The sequence below is a fragment of the Leifsonia soli genome (genome assembly GCF_013408745.1).
Taxonomy (GTDB): domain Bacteria; phylum Actinomycetota; class Actinomycetes; order Actinomycetales; family Microbacteriaceae; genus Leifsonia; species Leifsonia soli.
The window spans coordinates 864,059-882,242 of the sequence record NZ_JACCBJ010000001.1 but is presented as its reverse complement, the minus strand read 5'-3'; the positions used below and the strand labels follow the sequence as shown (position 1 = coordinate 882,242).

Genomic DNA, 18,184 nt, shown 5'->3' with positions numbered 1-18,184 from the left:
CGATACCCGGATCACTGCCTGTGCACCCATTCTATGCCCGATCCGTCCCAGCTTCGCGAGGTGCTCGCAGGTGCGGCCGACACGCCGATGGGCGCCGCAACTGCGAGCACCTCAGAGGGCGGAGGCGTAGCCGGCGCAGACCGGAGCGACGGCCGCGCGGACGAGCGGCGCGAGGGCGCCGCGGCGGACACCGGCGCGGGCCCAGGCGGCCGCAGCGGAGACGGCCGCGCCGACGACCGCCGTCGCCGCTGCGCGCGGGAGCAGCGCGTCGGGCGCAGAGCCGGCGCGGGCCGCGATGAACGACTGGAGGCTGCGGACGAGCGCCAGGAACCGTGGGAGGGCCGAGGCCTGCAGTTCGGCGTCCGTTCCCATCAGGTCCACCTGCGTCACCGCGAGCGGCAGGCGGCCGGGGCCGAAGGCGTCCGCGAGCCGGGTGACCGCGTCGAGCACCGCATCCATCGGCGGCAGGTCCGCGGGGACGGCCGCGAGGGTCGTGTCGAATGCGGCGAGCGCCTCATCGACCTCCAGCCACAGCAGGTCGCTCTTCGAGCCGAAATAGTTGAAGAACGTGGCGCGGCTGACGCCGGCGCGGCGGGCGATGTCGTCGACCGTCGTCCCGGCGTAGGTCTGTTCCAGGAAGAGCTCGGCCGCCGCTTCGGCCAGCATCTCCCGCGAGGACGAGCGGGGCCGGCCGGAGCCCGATGGGCGCGGGGAATGCGGCAGCGTCATCGTGCGTTCCCCTCCCATGCCATTATTGGACCCGGTCCACATATTAATCCGTTCTGAAGGACACCCGTGACAACCACCACCAGCCCCGTCCGCAGCGAGACCGACCGCCCGGGCATCACCCCCGGCACCGCGCGACGCGTCACCATCGCCTCGTTCGTCGGAACGGCGCTCGAGTCGTACGACTTCTACCTCTACGCCTACTTCGCGGCGTTCTTCGTCGGGCCGCTGTTCTTCGCGCCGCTCGGCGCGTTCGGCGGCGCGCTCGCCGGGTTCCTGGCCATCGCCGCCGGATTCGTCATCCGCCCGATCGGCGCGGTGGTGTTCGGCAACCTGGGCGACCGGATCGGGCGCCGCCCGACCCTGCTCATCACCATCCTCCTCATGGGGCTGAGCACCGGGCTCGTCGGCCTGCTCCCGACCTACGCGGCCGCCGGCTGGTTCGGCGCCATCGCGATCGTGCTGCTGCGCCTGCTGCAGGGCTTCTCGGTCGGCGGCGAATGGGGTGGAGCGATCCTCCTCGCCACCGAGTACGCCAACCCGAAGAAGCGCGGGTTCTACGCAGCGCTCCCCCAGCTCGGGTCGCCGGTCGGCTCCATCCTCAGCGCCGTCGTGTTCATCGTGCTCACCCTCACCATGTCGTCGGCCGACCTCGCGGCGTGGGGATGGCGCATCCCCTTCCTGACGGCGTTCCCGCTGCTGCTCGTGTCGCTGTACCTGCGGTGGTCGATCGACGAGACGCCCGTGTTCCGCAAGCTGCTGGAGACCGGCACCCGCGACCGCTTCCCGGTGATCGACGTCTTCCGCAAGGCGCCCTCCGGCTTCGTCATCGGCATCGGCGCGGCCGTGCTCGGCATCGGCTCCTACTCGCTGATGAACACCTACATGGTCGACTACGGCACGTCGGTGCTCGGCTTCCAGTACCAGGATCTGCTGGTCGCCACGACGATCGGCGGCCTGCTGCAGCTGGTCACCATCCCGCTCTTCGGCCTGTGGGCGACCCGGATCGGGTCGGCGAAGGTCGTGGCCATCGGCGCGGTCGGCACGCTCATCGTCGCCTTCCCCATGTACTTCCTGCTGCAGTACGCGTCGTTCGGCATCCTGGTCGGGAGCATGATCATCGGCGGCATCCTGCCCACCCTGTCCTGGGCGGGGCTCGGCGGACTGATGTCCGACCTGTTCCCGAGCGAGGTGCGCTACAGCGGACTGTCGGTCGCCTACAGCCTCGCGGCGCTGCTGACCTCGTTCGTCCCCGCGCTCACGCTGATCTTCGGCCAGGCCACCGGCAACGCGTGGTGGCACCCGGGCATCGTGCTCGTCGTCATGTCGGCGATCACCCTCGTGGCGGCGCTGTTCGCGGCGCGGAGGACACCCATCGTCGACGAGGTCTGACCCGGCAGAGCGCGCGCGGCGACGCGTTCGCACCCGAGGTTCGGTACGCTGGAGGGGATCCCACACTCAGGCACCCCGTGGACACGGTGCCGCACATATCGACTCGGAGGACCCCTATGAGCGAGAACACGCCCGCCGCTCGCGTACCGGACAAGCCCGCGCTGGAGGGTCTCGAGTCGAAGTGGGGGGATCGCTGGCAGCAGGACGGCACGTTCGAGTTCGACCGCGCAGGCGCCCTCGCCGCCGGGCGCGACGGCGTGTACTCGATCGACACTCCGCCGCCGACGGCCTCCGGGTCCCTGCACATCGGCCACGTCTTCAGCTACACGCACACGGACGTGATCGCGCGCTTCCAGCGCATGCGTGGGCGGAAGGTGTTCTACCCGATGGGGTGGGACGACAACGGCCTTCCCACCGAGCGCCGCGTCCAGAACTACTACGGCGTGCGCTGCGACCCGTCGCTCCCCTACGAGCCCGACTTCGAGCCGCCATTCGAAGGCGGCGACAACAAGAGCACGAAGGCCGCCGACCAGAAGCCGATCTCGCGCCGCAACTTCATCGAGCTGTGCGAGCGCCTGACCGAGGAGGACGAGAAGCAGTTCGAGGCGCTCTGGCGCACCCTCGGCCTCTCGGTCGACTGGTCGCAGACCTACCGGACCATCGGGCGCGACTCGATCCGCACCTCCCAGCTGGCCTTCCTGCGCAACATCGCGCGTGGTGAGGCGTACCAGGCGCAGGCGCCCACCCTGTGGGACATCACCTTCCGTACCGCCGTCGCCCAGGCCGAGCTCGAGGACCGCGAGCAGCCGAGCGCGTACCACCGCGTCGCCTTCCACGGCGCCGACGGCCCGGTCTCCATCGAGACCACCCGCCCCGAGCTGCTGCCGGCCTGTGTGGCGCTGGTGGCGCATCCCGACGACGAGCGCTACCAGCCCCTGTTCGGCACGACCGTCCGCACCCCGCTGTTCGACGTGGAGGTTCCGGTCGTCGCCCACCACCTGGCCCAGCCGGACAAAGGATCGGGCATCGCCATGATCTGCACCTTCGGCGACATCACCGACGTGACCTGGTGGCGCGAGCTCGATCTCCCCAACCGGGCGATCATCGGCTTCGACGGCCGCATCCTCCCCGAGCCGCCCGCGGTGATCACGTCCGACGCGGGCAGGGAGGCCTACGCCCAGCTCGCCGGGAAGACCGTGTTCTCGGCCAAGCAGGCCGTCGTGGAGCTGCTGCGCGCCTCCGGCGACCTCGAGGGCGAGCCCAAGCCCATCCAGCACCCCGTGAAGTTCTTCGAGAAGGGCGACAAGCCCCTCGAGATCGTCTCCACCCGCCAGTGGTACGTGAAGAACGGCGCCCGCGACGAGGAGCTGCGCGCGCGCCTCATCGAGCTCGGCCGTGAGATCGACTGGCACCCCGACTTCATGCGCGTCCGCTACGAGAACTGGGTCAACGGCCTCACCGGCGACTGGCTGATCTCGCGCCAGCGCTTCTTCGGCGTGCCGATCCCGGTCTGGTACGCGCTCGATGCGGACGGCAACCCGCTCTTCGACCAGCCGATCCTCCCGTCGGAGGAGATGCTGCCGGTCGACCCGTCGTCGGACACCGCGCCCGGGTTCGACGAGGCGCAGCGCGGGCAGGCCGGCGGGTTCGTCGGCGAGCACGACGTGATGGACACCTGGATGACGTCCTCGCTCACCCCTCAGCTGGCCGGCGGCTGGATGCGGGATGACGAGCTGTTCGACGCCGTGTTCCCGTTCGACCTCCGCCCGCAGGGGCAGGACATCATCCGCACCTGGCTGTTCTCGACGCTGCTCCGCGCGAAGCTGGAGGCGGACGTCGCGCCGTGGCGCAACGCCGCCCTCTCCGGCTTCATCGTCGACCCCGACCGCAAGAAGATGTCGAAGTCGAAGGGCAACGTGGTGACGCCCGCCGACATCCTGGAGCGTCACGGCTCCGATGCGGTGCGGTACTGGGCGGCCTCCAGCAAGCTCGGCACCGACGCGGCCTTCGACCCGCAGAACCCGACGCAGATCAAGATCGGCCGCCGCCTGGCGATCAAGCTGCTCAACGCGGCCAAGTTCATCCTGGGGTTCGAGGCGCCCGCGTCGCTCGACCTCGATCGGGTGACGAGCCCGCTCGACCGCAGCATGCTGCAGAACCTCGCCGGGGTCGTCGCGGACGCCACGGCGGCGCTGGAGAACTACGAGCACTCCCGGGCGCTGGAGATCGTCGAGCCGTTCTTCTGGACGTTCTGCGACGACTACCTGGAGCTGGTGAAGGAGCGTGCATACGGAGAGGCGGGTGCCGAGCAGGCCTCCGCCGTCGTCGCGCTGCGCGTCGCGCTCTCCGCGTTCCTGCGCCTGCTCGCCCCCGTTCTGCCCTTCGCGGCCGAGGAGGCGTGGAGCTGGTCCGAGGAGGGCTCTGTGCACGTCGCGCCCTGGCCCGAGGCCAGAGAGGTCGCTCTGGACTGGAGCGCGGACCGCGAGGTCCTCGCCATCGTCGGCCGCGCCCTGACGGGCATCCGCGGGGCGAAGACGGCCGCCAAGGCGTCGCAGCGCACCCCGGTCGACTCGGCCGTCATCGCAGGCCCCGCCGTCGAGATCGCCGCCGTGGAGTCCGCAGCCGGAGACCTCCGCTCCGTCGGCAGAATCGCCGACCTGCGGTTCGCCTCCGCCGATGAGCTGCAGGTGACCGATATCCTGCTCGCCGCGACCCCGACCGAGGAGGCACGATGACGGCGAGCGTCCGGCGCGTACGAGACAACGAGTTCTTCACCTGGCTCGACCTCTACGCGGGCTACGGCGACTTCTACGAGAGTCCGGTCACCGACGAGAAGGCCCTGCTGGTGTGGAGCTGGATCTCGGACCCGGACAACGAGCTGGAGGCGTACTTCGCCGTCGACGAGGAGGACACTCCGATCGGCCTCGCGCACGTACGCGAGTTCGTGCGTCCCCTCAACGGCAGCAAGGGCCTGTACCTCGACGACCTGTTCGTGAGCGCCGACGCGCGCGGTGCCGGAGCCGGCTCCGCCCTGCTGGAGGCCCTGCGGGAGAGCGCCAAGGAGCGCGGGCTCTCGGTCGTCCGGTGGGTCACGGCGAAGGACAACGAGACGGCGCGGCGCCTGTACGACAGGTTCGCTGAGAAGACCAAGTGGGTCACCTACGATCTCGTCCCCTGAACCCGACCGTTATATGGTCGGAGCACGCACCGGACTCACAGCCGGGCGCGAAACGCGAACGGAGGAATCCATGTCGATCGAGGTTCGACCGGTCAAGGACGGCGATTTCTTCGCCTGGCTCGATGTGTACGCGAAGTACGCCGAGTTCTACGACACCCAGTTGACGGACCAGAAGGCCCTGGTCCTGTGGTCCTGGCTCACCGATGACGACCACGAGGAGGACGGCTACGTCGCCGTCGACGGCGACCGCATCGTCGGGCTCGCCCACGTGCGCGAGTTCGCGCGCCCGCTCGAAGGCGACCGCGGACTGTTCCTGGACGACCTGTTCGTCGTCGAGGAGGAGCGCGGCAAGGGTGTCGGCGGCGCGCTCATCCAGACCGCCCGCTCCCTCGCCGAGGAGCGCGGGCTCGGTGTGGTGCAGTGGATCACCGCGCAGGACAACACCGACGCGCAGAAGCTGTACGACCAGGTCGCGAGCCGCACGTCATGGGTGACGTACGAGATCGACCTGGCGGCCGCCCGCGCACAGGCGGGGAACGCCTGATGCAGCTCGGGACGCGCTGGGCGGTCGGCGAGCAGACTCCCGCCTCCCTCCCCGAGGTCGTCGCGTACGCCGTGCAGACCGTCGAGGAGGAGCTCGTCGCCACCGATGTGGAGACGACGGGCTGGAGCTGGACCCTCACTTGGCTGGAGGCCAAGCCGGTCGTCACGCTCGACGACGGCACCGAGATCCGGTACAACCCCCAGGAGGACTCGGCCACGATCACGCAGACGATCGAGGCCGACACGTCGGACTACGACGCGGACGAAGCGTAGCGCCGAGGCGTCAGCGCGGCAGCTGCGGCAGCGTGAGCGCCGCGGTGTCGCGGGTGCGCTCGATGCGCTCCACCCGGTCGGCGTGGCCGAGGCCGTGCGGCAGTGGACGAGCACCCCACGCGGTGAGGGCGCGGCCTACCCGCAGGGCGACGCGGTGGGTGAACGGGCGGTACGTGGTGACCAGGACGGCGGTCATGACGGTTGTCCTTCCGGGACGGGTTCGTGGGCCGGCGTCTGCACGGACGCCGACAGGATCAGACGTGACGCGACGAGCGTCAGGACGACCACCAGCCCACCGCCGATGACGAACGGCAGCCGGAGGTCGATACGGGCGACGAAGCCGCCCAGGACGGTGGCGATGGGTGTGAGCCCCCAGCCGAGGGTGCGGACGATTCCGAGCGCGCGACCGAGCATGGCGTTCGGGATGATCGCCTGACGGAGCGCGCCCCACGGCACGTTCCAGACCGCGACGCCGAAGGCGCCGATCGCGTACGCGCCGATGGCGATGAAGACGTTCGCCGTGACCCCGACGCCGAGGATGCCGACGCCGCTGACGAGGATCGCCCAGAACATGACACGGCCGCGGCCGAACCGCTCGACGAAACGGCTCGAGACGAGGGCTCCGACGAGCGCCCCGACGCCGACGGCCGCGGTGACGACGCCGATCAGCGCCGCGGGAACCGAGAAGGTCTGCAGCAGCAGGAGCACGACGCTGCCCTGCGCGAACGCCAGCGCGGACGCGGTCGTCGAGGTGAGCAGGATCATCCACCGCAGGAAGCGCTGTTGCCAGAGGAACCCGACGACCGCGGAGAGCGTCGGGCGCGGCTCGGTCGTCCCGTGCTCGCCCGGCTCGCCCTGGTGCGCGGCGTGGGCGGCGGCGGCCGGGATGCTGAGCGCCAGCATCCCCGCGACAAGGAACCCGGCGCCGGTCAGCCAGACTGGCAGCACGATCGCCACGGCGAACAGGAAGCCGGCGATCGGCGTGGCGATGAAGTTCTGGATGGTGATCTCGGCCGACTGCATCCGCCCGTTCGCGCGGTCCAGCTGATCCCGCGAGACGAGCGCGGGGACGACGGTCGAGGTCGCGTTGTCGAACACGGTCTCGCCGAGCCCGAACGCCAGCACGCAGGCGTAGAGCAGCCAGATCGTCAGGGCGTCCGTGGTGATGAGGATCGCGAGCACGGCGGCCACCGCGAAGCGCAGCGAGTTGGCCACCGCCATGGCGACGCGGCGGTCGACCCGGTCCAAGAGCATGCCGGCCGGGATGCCGAACAGCAGCCACGGCAGGAACGTCACGGCGCTCACCCCGGCGATCAGCGCGGGGTCGCGGGTCAGTGTCGTCGCGATCAGCGGGACGGCCGTGCGACCCAGGCCGTCGGCCAGGTTGCTGGCGATCGCCGCCGTCCACAGCCGGCCGAAGCCCGCGCCGAGCGGCGTGCGCGTTACGGGAGCGGACATCAGCGGTCCTCCTGCTCCACGAGCGGGAAGGCGTTGAACTGGATCTGGACGCGCTTGCGGTCGGCGGCCTCCCCCTCCGGGGTCTCGGCCTTCCACTTCTCTTTGAGGCGCTCCTGCAGGGCGTAGTACTCGCGGCCGAACTCGGCGAGCTGCTCGCGGGTGAGCTCCTGGTGCGAGGTCGACAGGGTGCTGGACTCCATCCAGTCGAACCCGAAGGTGTCGAGACCACGACGGAGGAAGGACGCCAGGCGACGCTCGTTGTTCTGCTGCCAGCCGAGCGAGATCAGCTCGCTGGCCTCCCGGCCGGCCGGCGTGGCCAGCGTCTCGGCGGAGCCGATCGTGACGCCGCCGGGCGCCATGCGCCACCAGCGCTCCCGGCCGGAGCCCCGCTCGGTGTCCTCGACGATGATGTCGTGCTTCGCCAGCTGCCGGAGGTGGTAGCTAGTCGCGCCGCTCGACTCCCCCAGGCGCTCGGCCAGCATGCTCGCCGTGGCCGGGCCGAAGTCGGACAGCTCGTTCATGAGCTCGACGCGGAGTGGATGCGCCAGGGCCCGCAGCGCCGCCATGCCCAGGGCCTCCTCGTAGCGGGAGGCTCCCCCGGCGACGCCGGCCGGCTGCTCGCTCTGCCCGGACTGGTCGGTCTGCTCGGGCTGTTCCTGGTTGGTCATGGGACCAGGATACGAGTGCAAAGACTTCTTTGCAACTACTTCTTTGCAATTGGACCTTTGCAATGATTCCTTTGCAAGCGGCACCACCGGTTGTCTAGGCTGGGCCTATGGCCGACACCGCGAATCCCTTCTTCTCCCCCAGCACCCTCCCCTACCAGCTGCCCCCGTTCGCCGACATCCGCGACGAGCACTACCGGCCGGCCTTCGAGCGCGGCTTCGAGGAGCAGCTGGCCGAGATCGACGCGATCGTCGCGGCCGGCGAGCCCGCCACCTTCGAGAACACGATGCTGCCGCTCGAGCGCTCCGGCCAGACCCTCCAGCGTGTCGCCGAGGTGTTCTTCAACAAGAGCTCCAGCGACAGCACGGACTTCACGAACGCCCTGGAGGAGGAGATGGCGCCGCGGCTGGCGGCCCACCAGGATGCGATCCGCCTGAACCCGGAGCTGTACGCGCGCATCGCATCCCTCCACGCTCGGCTCGACGAGCTGGGTCTCGACCCGGAGTCGCGCTACCTCGTCGAGCGCTATTACACCGAGTTCACCCTGGCGGGCGCCGGTCTCGACGACGCCGACAAGGAGCGGCTGCGCGAGTACAACCAGCGGCTGTCGACCCTGACCACACGGTTCGAGAAGAACCTCCTCGCCGACACCAACGAGCTCGCGGTCGTGTTCGACAGCGCCGAGGAGCTCGACGGCCTCGGTGAAGGCGAGCTGTCCGCTGCCGCCCAGGCCGCCGCCGAACGCGGACTCGACGGCAAATACGTCGTCACGCTGGTCCTCCCCACCGGGCACCCGTGGCTCGCCGACCTCACCCGGCGCGAGAGCCGTGAGCGGATCATGGCCGCCTCCCGCGCCCGCGGCATCCGTGGAGGCGACAACGACAACCGCGACCTGGTGCTCGAGATCACCCGTCTGCGTGCCGAGCGGGCGCGCCTGCTCGGCTTCGACACCCACGCCGCGTACGTCACGGCCGACCAGACCGCGCGCACGCCGGAGGCCGTCGCCGACATGCTCGGCCGCCTCGCCCCGGCGGCGGCGCGCAACGCCCGCGCCGAGCAGGCGGACCTGCAGCGTCAGCTCGGCGACGACGAGACCGTGGAGGCCTGGGACTGGGCCCACCTCACCGGCAAGGTGCGCGCGGAGAAGTTCGACGTCGACTTCGCCGCGATGCGCCCGTACTTCGAGGCAGAGCGCGTGCTGCGCGACGGCGTCTTCTACGCGGCGAACCGTCTCTACGGCATCACCTTCACCGAGCGGCCCGATCTCGTGGCCTACCACCCCGACGCCCGCGTCTTCGAGGCCCGCAACGAGGACGGCTCGGAGCTCGGCCTGTACATCCTCGACCTGTACACGCGCGACTCGAAGCGCGGCGGCGCCTGGATGAACCCGCTCATCTCGCAGTCCGCCCTCCTCGACACGCCGACCGTCGTGGTCAACAACCTCAACGTGCCGAAGCCCGCCGCGGGCGAGCCGACCCTGCTCACGTACGACGAGACGAACACCCTCTTCCACGAGTTCGGGCATGCGCTGCACGGCCTGTTCGCGCGAGTGGCCTATCCCCGGTTCGCCGGCACGAACGTGTTCCGCGACTTCGTCGAGTTCCCGAGCCAGGTCAACGAGATGTGGATGCTGTGGCCCGAGGTGCTCGAGAACTACGCCGTCCACCACCGGACGGGTGAGCGCATGCCGCAGGAGCTCGTCGACAAGCTGCACGCGTCCGAGTCGTTCAACGAGGGTTTCGCCACCAGCGAGTACCTCGCGGCCGCCCTGCTCGACCAGGCGTGGCACCGGATCACCGCGGACGACGCGGTCGAGGACGTCGCGGCCTTCGAGGCGCAGGCGCTCGCGGACGTCGGACTGGACAACCCGGCCGTCCCGCCGCGCTACGCCAGCACGTACTTCGCGCACACCTTCTCGGGCGGCTACGACGCCGGGTACTACTCCTACATCTGGAGCGAGGTCCTGGACGCCGACACCGTGGAGTGGTTCCGCGAGAACGGCGGACTGAAGCGGGAGAACGGCGACCGGTTCCGTTCGCGGCTCCTCGGCGTCGGCGGTTCGAAGGACCCGCTGGAGGCGTACCGCGACTTCCGGGGCCGCGACGCCGAGATCGAGCCGCTGCTGAAGCGCCGCGGCCTCGACAACTGAGCCCTAGCCCGCCTCGTCGGCCACCCTCTACGCTGAGCGCATTCGCGCGCTGAGTGCTCTCAGGCGCTGAGCGCACTCAGCGCCTGAGTGCATTCAGGAGGGGCGACGATGACGACGACGGAGCCGGAGCTCACGGCGCCTTCGGTGCGGCAGCTGGTGCTGCTCAGCATCCCGGCTGTGGTGGTCGGGGTGGTCAGCGCGCTCGCCCTGTGGGCGATCGAGGAACTGGCCGGTCTCATCGAGGACGGCGTGTGGACGGGTCTGCCGCAGGCTCTCGGCATCGACCCGTCCTCCGGCTGGTGGATCTTCGCCGTCCTCACCGTCACGGGAGCGGCGGTCGGACTGACGGTGTGGCTCGTCCCGGGTCACGCCGGGCCGGACTCGGCCACCACCGAGCTGGTGGCGCCGCCGCTTCGCCCCGCCGTCGTGCCCTCGCTCGCCCTCGCCGCCGTGCTGGGGCTGGCGGGCGGCGTCAGCCTGGGGCCCGAGAATCCGATCATCGCAATCAACACGAGCCTGATGGTCGCGCTCGTCGCGCGCGTCTGGAAGGCCGTCCCGACGCGCATCGTCATGATGATGGCCGCCTCCGGCACCATCGGCGCCCTGTTCGGTACGCCTGTGGCGGCCGCACTGGTCTTCACCGGGATGGTCGCAGCGGTGAAGGGCGGGGGCGCGCTCTGGGACAAGCTGTTCCTGCCGCTCGTCTCGGCGGCGGCCGGGTCGCTGACGATGACGTTCCTGGCGCATCCGCACTTCGCGATCCCGATGCCCGCCTACACGACGGTCACCGGGTGGGATGTGCTCGCCGCGCTGGTCATCGGGGTCATCGCCACCGCGATCGGCCTGGTCGGCGTGTACCTGTTTCCGCTGGTCCACCGCGGCTTCCACGCCCTCCGGCACCCCCTGCTGATCACGGTGCTGGGCGGCGCCGTTCTGGGCGGCCTCGGCGCTCTGGGCGGACCGATCACCCTGTTCAAAGGGCTGACACAGATGAGCGAGCTGGTCACCTCACGGGCCGACTACACGGCGGGTCAGCTGGTGCTCATCCTCGTGGTCAAGCTCGCCGCCCTGCTCGTGGCCGCGGGTTCCGGATTCCGCGGCGGCCGCATCTTCCCGGCCGTGTTCATCGGCGCGGCCGTCGGCACGCTCGCGAACGCGCTGGTTCCGGGTGTGCCCGTGCAGATCGCCGTCGCTGCCGGCGTGTTCGGGTTGACCCTGGCCATCGCGCGCGACGGCTGGATCGCCATCTTCATCGGCGTCGCCGTCACACAGAACCTGCTGATCCTGCCGATCCTGTGCCTGGTCGTGCTTCCGACCTGGCTGATGGTGACGAAGGCGCCGGAGATGCTGATCCGGGAGCCGGCGGTTACGCCGACTTCTCCTCCCGCCGCGGGCGGTGCGGGACGATAGTCGGCGCCGCGTTCTCGAGCACCGCCTCCTTCGTCACGACCACACGGGCCACTTCGGAGCTGGACGGCACCTCGAACATGATCGGGCCGAGCACCTCCTCCATGATGGCGCGGAGGCCACGGGCACCGGTCTTGCGGAGCACCGCGAGATCGGCGATCGCCTCGAGAGCGGCGTGATCGAACTCCAGCTGAACACCGTCGAGCTCGAACATGCGCTGGTACTGCCGCACGAGCGCGTTCTTCGGCTCGGTGAGGATCTGCATCAGCGCATCCTGGTCGAGCGGCGTCACCGTCGTGACGACCGGGAGCCGGCCGATGAACTCGGGGATGAGACCGAACTTGTGCAGGTCTTCCGGCAGCACCTCGCTGAAGAGGTTGATGTCGTCGCCCTTGGAGTGCAGCGGGGCGCCGAAGCCGATGCCCTTCTTGCCCGCACGCGAGGAGATGATCTCCTCCAGCCCGGCGAACGCGCCCGCCACGATGAACAGCACGTTCGTCGTGTCGATCTGGATGAACTCCTGGTGCGGGTGCTTGCGACCGCCCTGCGGCGGGACCGACGCGACCGTGCCCTCGAGGATCTTCAGCAGCGCCTGCTGCACGCCCTCGCCGGAGACGTCGCGCGTGATCGACGGGTTCTCGGCCTTGCGGGCGATCTTGTCGACCTCGTCGATGTAGATGATGCCCGTCTCGGCCCGCTTGACGTCGTAGTCGGCGGCCTGGATGAGCTTGAGGAGGATGTTCTCGACGTCTTCTCCGACGTAGCCGGCCTCGGTGAGGGCGGTCGCGTCGGCGACCGCGAACGGCACGTTGAGGCGCCGGGCCAGCGTCTGCGCGAGGTACGTCTTGCCGCAGCCGGTCGGGCCGATCAGCAGGATGTTCGACTTCGCGATCTCGACGTCGTCCATCGTGTCGGCGGCCGTGAGGCTCTGCCGGGCGCGGACGCGCTTGTAGTGGTTGTACACCGCGACGGCCAGAGCGCGCTTGGCCTGCTCCTGGCCGATGACGTACTCCTCCAGGAACCCGAAGATCTCCTTGGGCTTCGGAAGGTCGAACTCGCTCGATGCCTCCTCACCCGCCTCGGCGAGTCGCTCCTCGATGATCTCGTTGCAGAGCTCGACGCACTCGTCGCAGATGTACACGCCAGGACCAGCGATGAGCTGCTGGACCTGCTTCTGGCTCTTGCCACAGAAGGAACACTTGAGCAGATCGGCGCTTTCCCCGATGCGTGCCATCCCTCTCCCCTCCTTCTTCGGGTCTGTTCAGACGAGCCTAACCCGTGCGGACGACAATGATGCGCAGCCCGGCCGTTTTCGTTCACGCGGCGGTTCTGCTCACAGCAGATGACTCCCGCCGGACGCACGAACGGGGTGGCCGCCCGTGAGGACGGCCACCCCGTTGCGGGTGTCGCGGCTTACTTGACCAGCGCCGGAAGCGACTTGCGGCTGGTGAGCACCTGGTCGATCAGGCCGTACTCGAGGGCCTCGGCCGCCGACAGGATCTTGTCGCGGTCGATGTCCTTGTTGACCTGCTCCACCGAGCGGTTGGAGTGCTTCGAGAGCGTCTCCTCCAGCCAGGTGCGCATCCGCATGATCTCGTTGGCCTGGATCTCGATGTCGGACGCCTGCCCCTGTCCGGCCTCGCCGACGGCGGGCTGGTGGATGAGGATGCGGGCGTTCGGCAGCGCCAGACGCTTGCCGGGGGTGCCGGCGGCCGTCAGCACGGCGGCGGCCGATGCGGCCTGGCCGAGCACGACGGTCTGGATCTGCGGACGGATGTACTGCATCGTGTCGTAGATCGCCGTCATCGCGGTGAACGAGCCACCGGGCGAGTTGATGTACATGACGATGTCGCGGTCCGGGTCCTGGCTCTCCAGCACGAGGAGCTGGGCCATGATGTCGTCGGCGGACGCGTCGTCCACCTGCACGCCGAGGAAGATGATGCGGTCCTCGAAGAGCTTCGCGTACGGGTCCTGACGCTTGTAGCCGTACGCCGTGCGCTCCTCGAAGCTGGGGAGGATGTAGCGGGCGCCGGGCGCCTGAACGCCGCTGAAGGCCTGACCGCCGAGCATGGGGGTGTTCATCGAATTTGTCCTATTCCTATTCAGCGGCCTGCTACTTGGACTCCGGCTCGGTTCCGCCGCCGCCCGAGACGTCGAGGGCCGACTCCCGGATGTGGTCGACGAAGCCGTACTCCAGCGCCTCCTGAGCGGTGAACCAGCGGTCGCGGTCGCCGTCGGCGTTGATCTGCTCGACCGACTTGCCGGTCGCCTCAGCGGTGATCTGGGCGAGGCGGTTCTTCATGTCGATGATGAGCTGAGCCTGGGTCTGGATGTCGCTCGCCGTTCCGCCGAACCCGCCGTGCGGCTGGTGCAGAAGAACGCGTGCGTTCGGGGTGATGTAGCGCTTGCCCTTGGTGCCCGCGGTGAGGAGCAGCTGCCCCATCGACGCGGCCATTCCGATGCCGACCGTGACGATGTCGTTCGGGACGAACTGCATCGTGTCGTAGATGGCCATGCCCGCGGTGATCGAGCCACCCGGGGAGTTGATGTAGAGGTAGATGTCCCGCTTGGGGTCCTCCGCGGCCAGGAGCAGCAGCTTCGCGGCGATCTCGTTCGCGTTCTCGTCCCGGACCTCCGAACCGAGCCAGATGATCCGGTCCTTGAGAAGTCTGTCGAAAACACTGGGCTGGATACCCATATCGGCCATGTTCGCTCCGTTTCCTTTGTCGCTTGGTGTCGAATCTATCGGAGGGCCGGGCGCAATTCGGCGCTGTTCGCCCTCGGCAGAGAGAGCCGGGCGGCCGGGGTCGGATGCGGTGGTCAGTCGTCGTCGAGCGCGGCCGCGTAGGCGGTCACCGAGCGGCTGTACCGCGGCAGGTGCGGGGCGAGGGCGCCGAGCGCTTCGCGGAGCGCGTCGGCCGGCATCCCGTCGTCGAAGAGGCAGAGCGCGGCGAACGCGCGGGCGGCGTCGGCGAGGGGATGCTCGGGCTCTGCGCCGAGGAAGTCGCGCAGCAGGCCGAGCGCCTCAGCCGGACGATCGAGGTTGCGGAGGGTGCTCGCCAGCTGCACGATCGCCTGCCCCCGGTACGGCTCGGCGAGGCCGTGAGCGAGCGCTGCGCGGTAGAACGGCTCCGCGTCGACCTCGCGGCCGGCGAAGTCGCGGGCGCTGGCCGCCTCGAACAGCGCCTCCGGGTCGTTGGCGGGGCGCTCCGCGACGAGGGCGTCGATCGTGTCGAGCGTCTGCTGTTCGCGCGTGTCGTCCGCGTCGGCCCAGACCGCATCCACCCGCTGTCGCCAGTCGTCCATCCGCACTCCTTCATCCGTTCGGTCTGTGGGGCGCAACACGCCGTCACCATCGTGCCAGAACGGCGTGTCGCGTCCCACAGATGCACGAAAGCCGGGCCGCGCTGGAGGGCGCGGACCCGGCTTCGTGACGGCGAGACGGTTACTTGTCGTCGGCCTTCTTCTTGGTGGAGCGCTTCTTGGGCTTCTCCTCGGCGGCGGGGGCCTCCTCGGCGGGGGCCTCCTCAGCCGCGGGGGCCTCGTCGCCCGGAGCCTCGGCGTCGGTGTCGTCGCCGTCGGCGATCGCGGTGAACTCGGCCAGGTCGACCGGCTTGCCGTTGCTGTCGACGACCTTCACCTTGCCGAGGATGATCGCGAGCGCCTTGTTGCGGGCGACCTCGCCGACCATCGACGGGATCTGGCCGTTCTCGCTGAGGATCTTGACGAACTCGTTCGGGTCCATGCCGTACTGCGCGGCACCCTGCACGAGGTACTGGGTGAGCTCGTCCTGGCTGACCTTGACGTCGTTCTCCTGCGCGACCTCGTCGAGGAGGATCTGCGTCTTGAAGGTCTTCTCGCTGGACTCCTTCACCTCGGCGCGGTGGACGTCGTCCTCGAGGCGGTTCTCCTGCTCCAGGTGGCGGTGGACCTCGTCCTCGACCAGCTGCTCCGGGACCGGGATCTCGACCAGCTCGAGGAGCTTGTCGACCAGCTGGTCGCGGGCGGCCGTGCCCTGGCCGAACACCTTGGCGCGCTCGACCTGCGTGCGCAGGCTCTGACGCAGCTCGCCGATGGTGTCGAACTCGCTGGCGATCTGGGCGAAGTCGTCGTCGGCCTCCGGAAGCTCGCGCTCCTTGACGGCGTTCAGCGTGACGGTGATCTGCGCGTTCTCACCCTCGTGGTCACCGCCCATGAGCGGCGCCTCGAACGTGGTGGTCTCGCCGGCGGTGAGGGTGTCGAGGGCCTCGTCGATGCCGTCGATGAGCTCGCCCGAGCCGATCTCGTAGGAGATGTTCGCGGCGGTGTCGACCTCTTCGCCGCCGATGACGGCGACCAGGTCGATCTGCGCGAAGTCACCGGTCTTGGCGGGACGGTCGACCGTGACGAGGGTGCCGAAGCGGCTGCGGAGCCGATCCAGCTCCTCCTCCACGTCATCCACGCCCACCTCGGCCGCGTCGACCGTGATGGTGATGTCGTCGAAGTCGGGCAGCTTCACCTCGGGGCGCACGTCCACCTCGATGGTGAGGAGCAGGTCGCCCGAGAAGTCCTTCTCGTTCGGCCACTCGGTGATGTCGGCCTCCGGGCGGCCGAGGGGACGAACGTCGTTCTCCTCCACGGCGCGACGGTAGAAGCCGTCGAGACCCTCGTTGACCGCGTGCTCCAGGACGGCGGCCTTGCCGACCCGCTGGTCGATGATGGGCGGCGGCACCTTGCCCTTGCGGAAACCGGGGATGGTCACCTGCTCGGCGATGTGCTCGTACGCGTGCTTGATGGAAGGCTGCAGCTCCTCCGGCGTCACCGAGATGGTGAGCTTGGTGCGGGTGGGGCTGAGCTTCTCGACCGTGGTCTTCACGATGTCTGGGTTCTCCTGAATGATCGAACGATGGTCTTCTCGCAAGGAACGAGGTCCTCGTCGGGGCGACAGGATTTGAACCTGCGACCTCCCGCTCCCAAAGCGGGCGCTCTAGCCAAGCTGAGCTACGCCCCGGCTTGAAGCGGTGCGAAAGACCGTGGGCAAGTCTACTGCACGCGTGCTCCCCCGCGCGTGTACTACGATGGTCGTCGGCCGCCGCGAAGAATCGTGCGGCCACCGTGCCGCACCTGCGGCGCCGGGGATGTAGCTCAATGGTAGAGCCTCAGTCTTCCAAACTGATTACGCGGGTTCGATTCCCGTCATCCCCTCCCAGTCCGTGTATGGGATCTCGGGCTACGGCCCCGAGAGCCCCGAACCACAATCCCCGCGAGAACCCGCGTCGGCTAAGCGTCCTCGTTCGTCCCCGTCGCGCCGCCGAGGCGCGGCAGCCGCTCGTGGCCCAGCCGGTCGGAGGGGCCATCTGCCGGAGTCGTCAGATACTCCAGCACCCGCGTTCCCTCGAAGTGGTCACGCAGGCTCGTGAACTCTCGGTCGGTTCGCCAGCCACAGGAGCCGCAAACGATCGACTCGTAGTACCCCGGTTCCGGTTCCATGACCTGCTCGATGTCCTCCTCCAGGCGATAGGACTCGCACTTGGGGCAGCGCTCGGGCGGGCCTACCTCCTGCTGGCGCATCAGCTTGCTCATGACGTTGAGTACTTGGCCTGTCGCCTCAATCACGATGTCCGCATCAACGGGGGTGGCGTTGCTGTTGTGCTGGAGCCAGACCGCGAGGTCCCAGGTCTTCTCTACCAGCGCCTTCACATAGGCGCGCATCCGCCCTTCGGAGAGCCGGTCGGCGAAGATGTTCGCCCATCCCTTGAAGTCCGCAGCCTTCGGTCGCTCGTTCAGGTCACCTATCCACTCCGCATCGGCGTGCGTCTTCGCAAGGGCGATGAGCGAGTCTCGGCACTTGATGCCGACAGCCTGGTAGTCCTCCGCCTCGCCTGCGGTGTTCATGGCGTCCACAGCCTGTTGGAACCTCCGCCACGACGTGCTGACATGTTCGAGCCGCTCTTCTTCCATGTCTGTGCGCTCGCGCTCGGCCATGAACACCTGCAGCCCGATATGGAAGATGAGCGCCTGCTCCAACTCCGGGAAGTCGTCTTGCGAGTAGAGGTTCGTGGGGTCGGTTATCACCCACCAACGCGACTCCACGCAGTGGACGTCGTAGAGGTCGCGTTCCCGCCCGAGGATGCGGCGCGACCCAACTCTTTGAATAACCCCTGCCTGGTCGCCCTCCGGGGACTGCGAGTTAACATAGTCGCGGATGCGGCGTTCTTCAGCCTCGGACATCTCCATGACGTCATCCTGACAGCACAAGCGAGCATCAACGCTCTAGCAAACGTCGAGGACTGTTGTGCATGTCGCCGCGATCTGGGCATAAGCGAGTTCGCGTGCGCGGGTTCGATTCCCGTCATCCCCTCCGTTGTAAACACTGGCCAAGCGGCCCGTTGAGCGAACCGCTCCGGGAGTTG

General features: G+C 68.9%; 17 protein-coding genes and 2 tRNA genes. 8 read left to right on the top strand and 11 right to left on the bottom strand.

Annotated features, from left to right (window positions below):
- Positions 1 to 111: 111 nt before the first annotated feature.
- Positions 112 to 747 (bottom strand): TetR/AcrR family transcriptional regulator, encoded by a 636-nt coding sequence (locus BJ963_RS04325; RefSeq protein WP_246297988.1) that lies wholly within the window; start codon positions 745 to 747, stop codon positions 112 to 114.
- Between the two features lie 48 nt (positions 748 to 795).
- Between BJ963_RS04325 and BJ963_RS19340 the strand changes: the two genes are divergently transcribed.
- The 5 genes from BJ963_RS19340 (at position 796) to BJ963_RS04300 (ending at position 6,112) form a co-directional block, all read left to right on the top strand.
- Complete coding sequence (locus BJ963_RS19340; RefSeq protein WP_179454875.1) at positions 796 to 2,118, top strand: MFS transporter; 1,323 nt, start codon at positions 796 to 798, stop codon at positions 2,116 to 2,118.
- 116 nt (positions 2,119 to 2,234) lie between these two features.
- Complete coding sequence (gene valS / locus BJ963_RS04315; protein ID WP_179454873.1) at positions 2,235 to 4,853, top strand: valine--tRNA ligase; 2,619 nt, start codon at positions 2,235 to 2,237, stop codon at positions 4,851 to 4,853.
- Positions 4,850 to 5,296, top strand: coding sequence for a GNAT family N-acetyltransferase (locus BJ963_RS04310; RefSeq protein WP_179454871.1), 447 nt, complete (start codon positions 4,850 to 4,852; stop codon positions 5,294 to 5,296). The genes valS and BJ963_RS04310 overlap by 4 nt, the downstream gene beginning before the upstream one ends.
- Before the next feature lie 70 nt (positions 5,297 to 5,366).
- On the top strand, positions 5,367 to 5,840 hold the full coding sequence (locus tag BJ963_RS04305; protein WP_231947148.1) for a GNAT family N-acetyltransferase: 474 nt from the start codon (positions 5,367 to 5,369) through the stop codon (positions 5,838 to 5,840).
- Complete coding sequence (locus BJ963_RS04300) at positions 5,840 to 6,112, top strand: hypothetical protein (protein ID WP_179454869.1); 273 nt, start codon at positions 5,840 to 5,842, stop codon at positions 6,110 to 6,112. The genes BJ963_RS04305 and BJ963_RS04300 overlap by 1 nt, the downstream gene beginning before the upstream one ends.
- Before the next feature lie 10 nt (positions 6,113 to 6,122).
- On the opposite strand, the gene BJ963_RS04295 is transcribed toward BJ963_RS04300, so the two are convergent.
- From BJ963_RS04295 to BJ963_RS04285, 3 genes are read right to left on the bottom strand one after another with little or no spacing between them, the layout of a single operon-like run.
- A complete protein-coding gene (locus tag BJ963_RS04295) occupies positions 6,123 to 6,308 on the bottom strand; it encodes a hypothetical protein (protein ID WP_089911432.1) in 186 nt (61 codons plus the stop codon).
- On the bottom strand, positions 6,305 to 7,570 hold the full coding sequence (locus BJ963_RS04290) for an MFS transporter (RefSeq protein ID WP_179454867.1): 1,266 nt from the start codon (positions 7,568 to 7,570) through the stop codon (positions 6,305 to 6,307). The genes BJ963_RS04295 and BJ963_RS04290 overlap by 4 nt, the downstream gene beginning before the upstream one ends.
- Positions 7,570 to 8,238: a helix-turn-helix domain-containing protein gene (locus tag BJ963_RS04285; protein ID WP_179454865.1), complete on the bottom strand. Its 669-nt coding sequence runs from the start codon at positions 8,236 to 8,238 to the stop codon at positions 7,570 to 7,572. The genes BJ963_RS04290 and BJ963_RS04285 overlap by 1 nt, the downstream gene beginning before the upstream one ends.
- A gap of 107 nt (positions 8,239 to 8,345) precedes the next feature.
- Between BJ963_RS04285 and BJ963_RS04280 the strand changes: the two genes are divergently transcribed.
- Positions 8,346 to 10,385, top strand: a complete 2,040-nt coding sequence (locus BJ963_RS04280) for a M3 family metallopeptidase (RefSeq protein ID WP_179454863.1) — start codon at positions 8,346 to 8,348, stop codon at positions 10,383 to 10,385.
- Between the two features lie 108 nt (positions 10,386 to 10,493).
- Entirely contained in the window at positions 10,494 to 11,795 is a 1,302-nt protein-coding gene (locus BJ963_RS04275) for an ion channel protein (protein WP_179454861.1), read from the top strand.
- On the opposite strand, the gene clpX is transcribed toward BJ963_RS04275, so the two are convergent.
- From clpX to BJ963_RS04245, 6 genes are all read right to left on the bottom strand, one after another.
- Positions 11,752 to 13,026, bottom strand: a complete 1,275-nt coding sequence (clpX, locus tag BJ963_RS04270; protein ID WP_089911448.1) for an ATP-dependent Clp protease ATP-binding subunit ClpX — start codon at positions 13,024 to 13,026, stop codon at positions 11,752 to 11,754. The genes BJ963_RS04275 and clpX overlap by 44 nt on opposite strands.
- A gap of 179 nt (positions 13,027 to 13,205) precedes the next feature.
- Positions 13,206 to 13,874, bottom strand: coding sequence for an ATP-dependent Clp protease proteolytic subunit (locus BJ963_RS04265; protein ID WP_018190794.1), 669 nt, complete (start codon positions 13,872 to 13,874; stop codon positions 13,206 to 13,208).
- 31 nt (positions 13,875 to 13,905) lie between these two features.
- Entirely contained in the window at positions 13,906 to 14,499 is a 594-nt protein-coding gene (locus BJ963_RS04260; RefSeq protein ID WP_026307152.1) for an ATP-dependent Clp protease proteolytic subunit, read from the bottom strand.
- A gap of 113 nt (positions 14,500 to 14,612) precedes the next feature.
- Complete coding sequence (locus tag BJ963_RS04255; RefSeq protein ID WP_179454859.1) at positions 14,613 to 15,098, bottom strand: tetratricopeptide repeat protein; 486 nt, start codon at positions 15,096 to 15,098, stop codon at positions 14,613 to 14,615.
- Positions 15,099 to 15,237: 139 nt separating this feature from the next.
- Positions 15,238 to 16,647, bottom strand: a complete 1,410-nt coding sequence (gene tig, locus BJ963_RS04250; RefSeq protein ID WP_179454857.1) for a trigger factor — start codon at positions 16,645 to 16,647, stop codon at positions 15,238 to 15,240.
- A 60-nt stretch (positions 16,648 to 16,707) separates the two neighbouring features.
- Positions 16,708 to 16,782, bottom strand: a tRNA-Pro gene (locus BJ963_RS04245).
- Positions 16,783 to 16,905: 123 nt separating this feature from the next.
- On the opposite strand from BJ963_RS04245, the gene BJ963_RS04240 reads away from it, so the two are divergent.
- Positions 16,906 to 16,976 (top strand) — tRNA-Gly (locus BJ963_RS04240).
- A 75-nt stretch (positions 16,977 to 17,051) separates the two neighbouring features.
- Here BJ963_RS04240 and BJ963_RS04235 read toward each other — a convergent pair.
- Positions 17,052 to 18,008: a hypothetical protein gene (locus BJ963_RS04235; RefSeq protein ID WP_179454855.1), complete on the bottom strand. Its 957-nt coding sequence runs from the start codon at positions 18,006 to 18,008 to the stop codon at positions 17,052 to 17,054.
- Positions 18,009 to 18,184 lie beyond the last annotated feature (176 nt).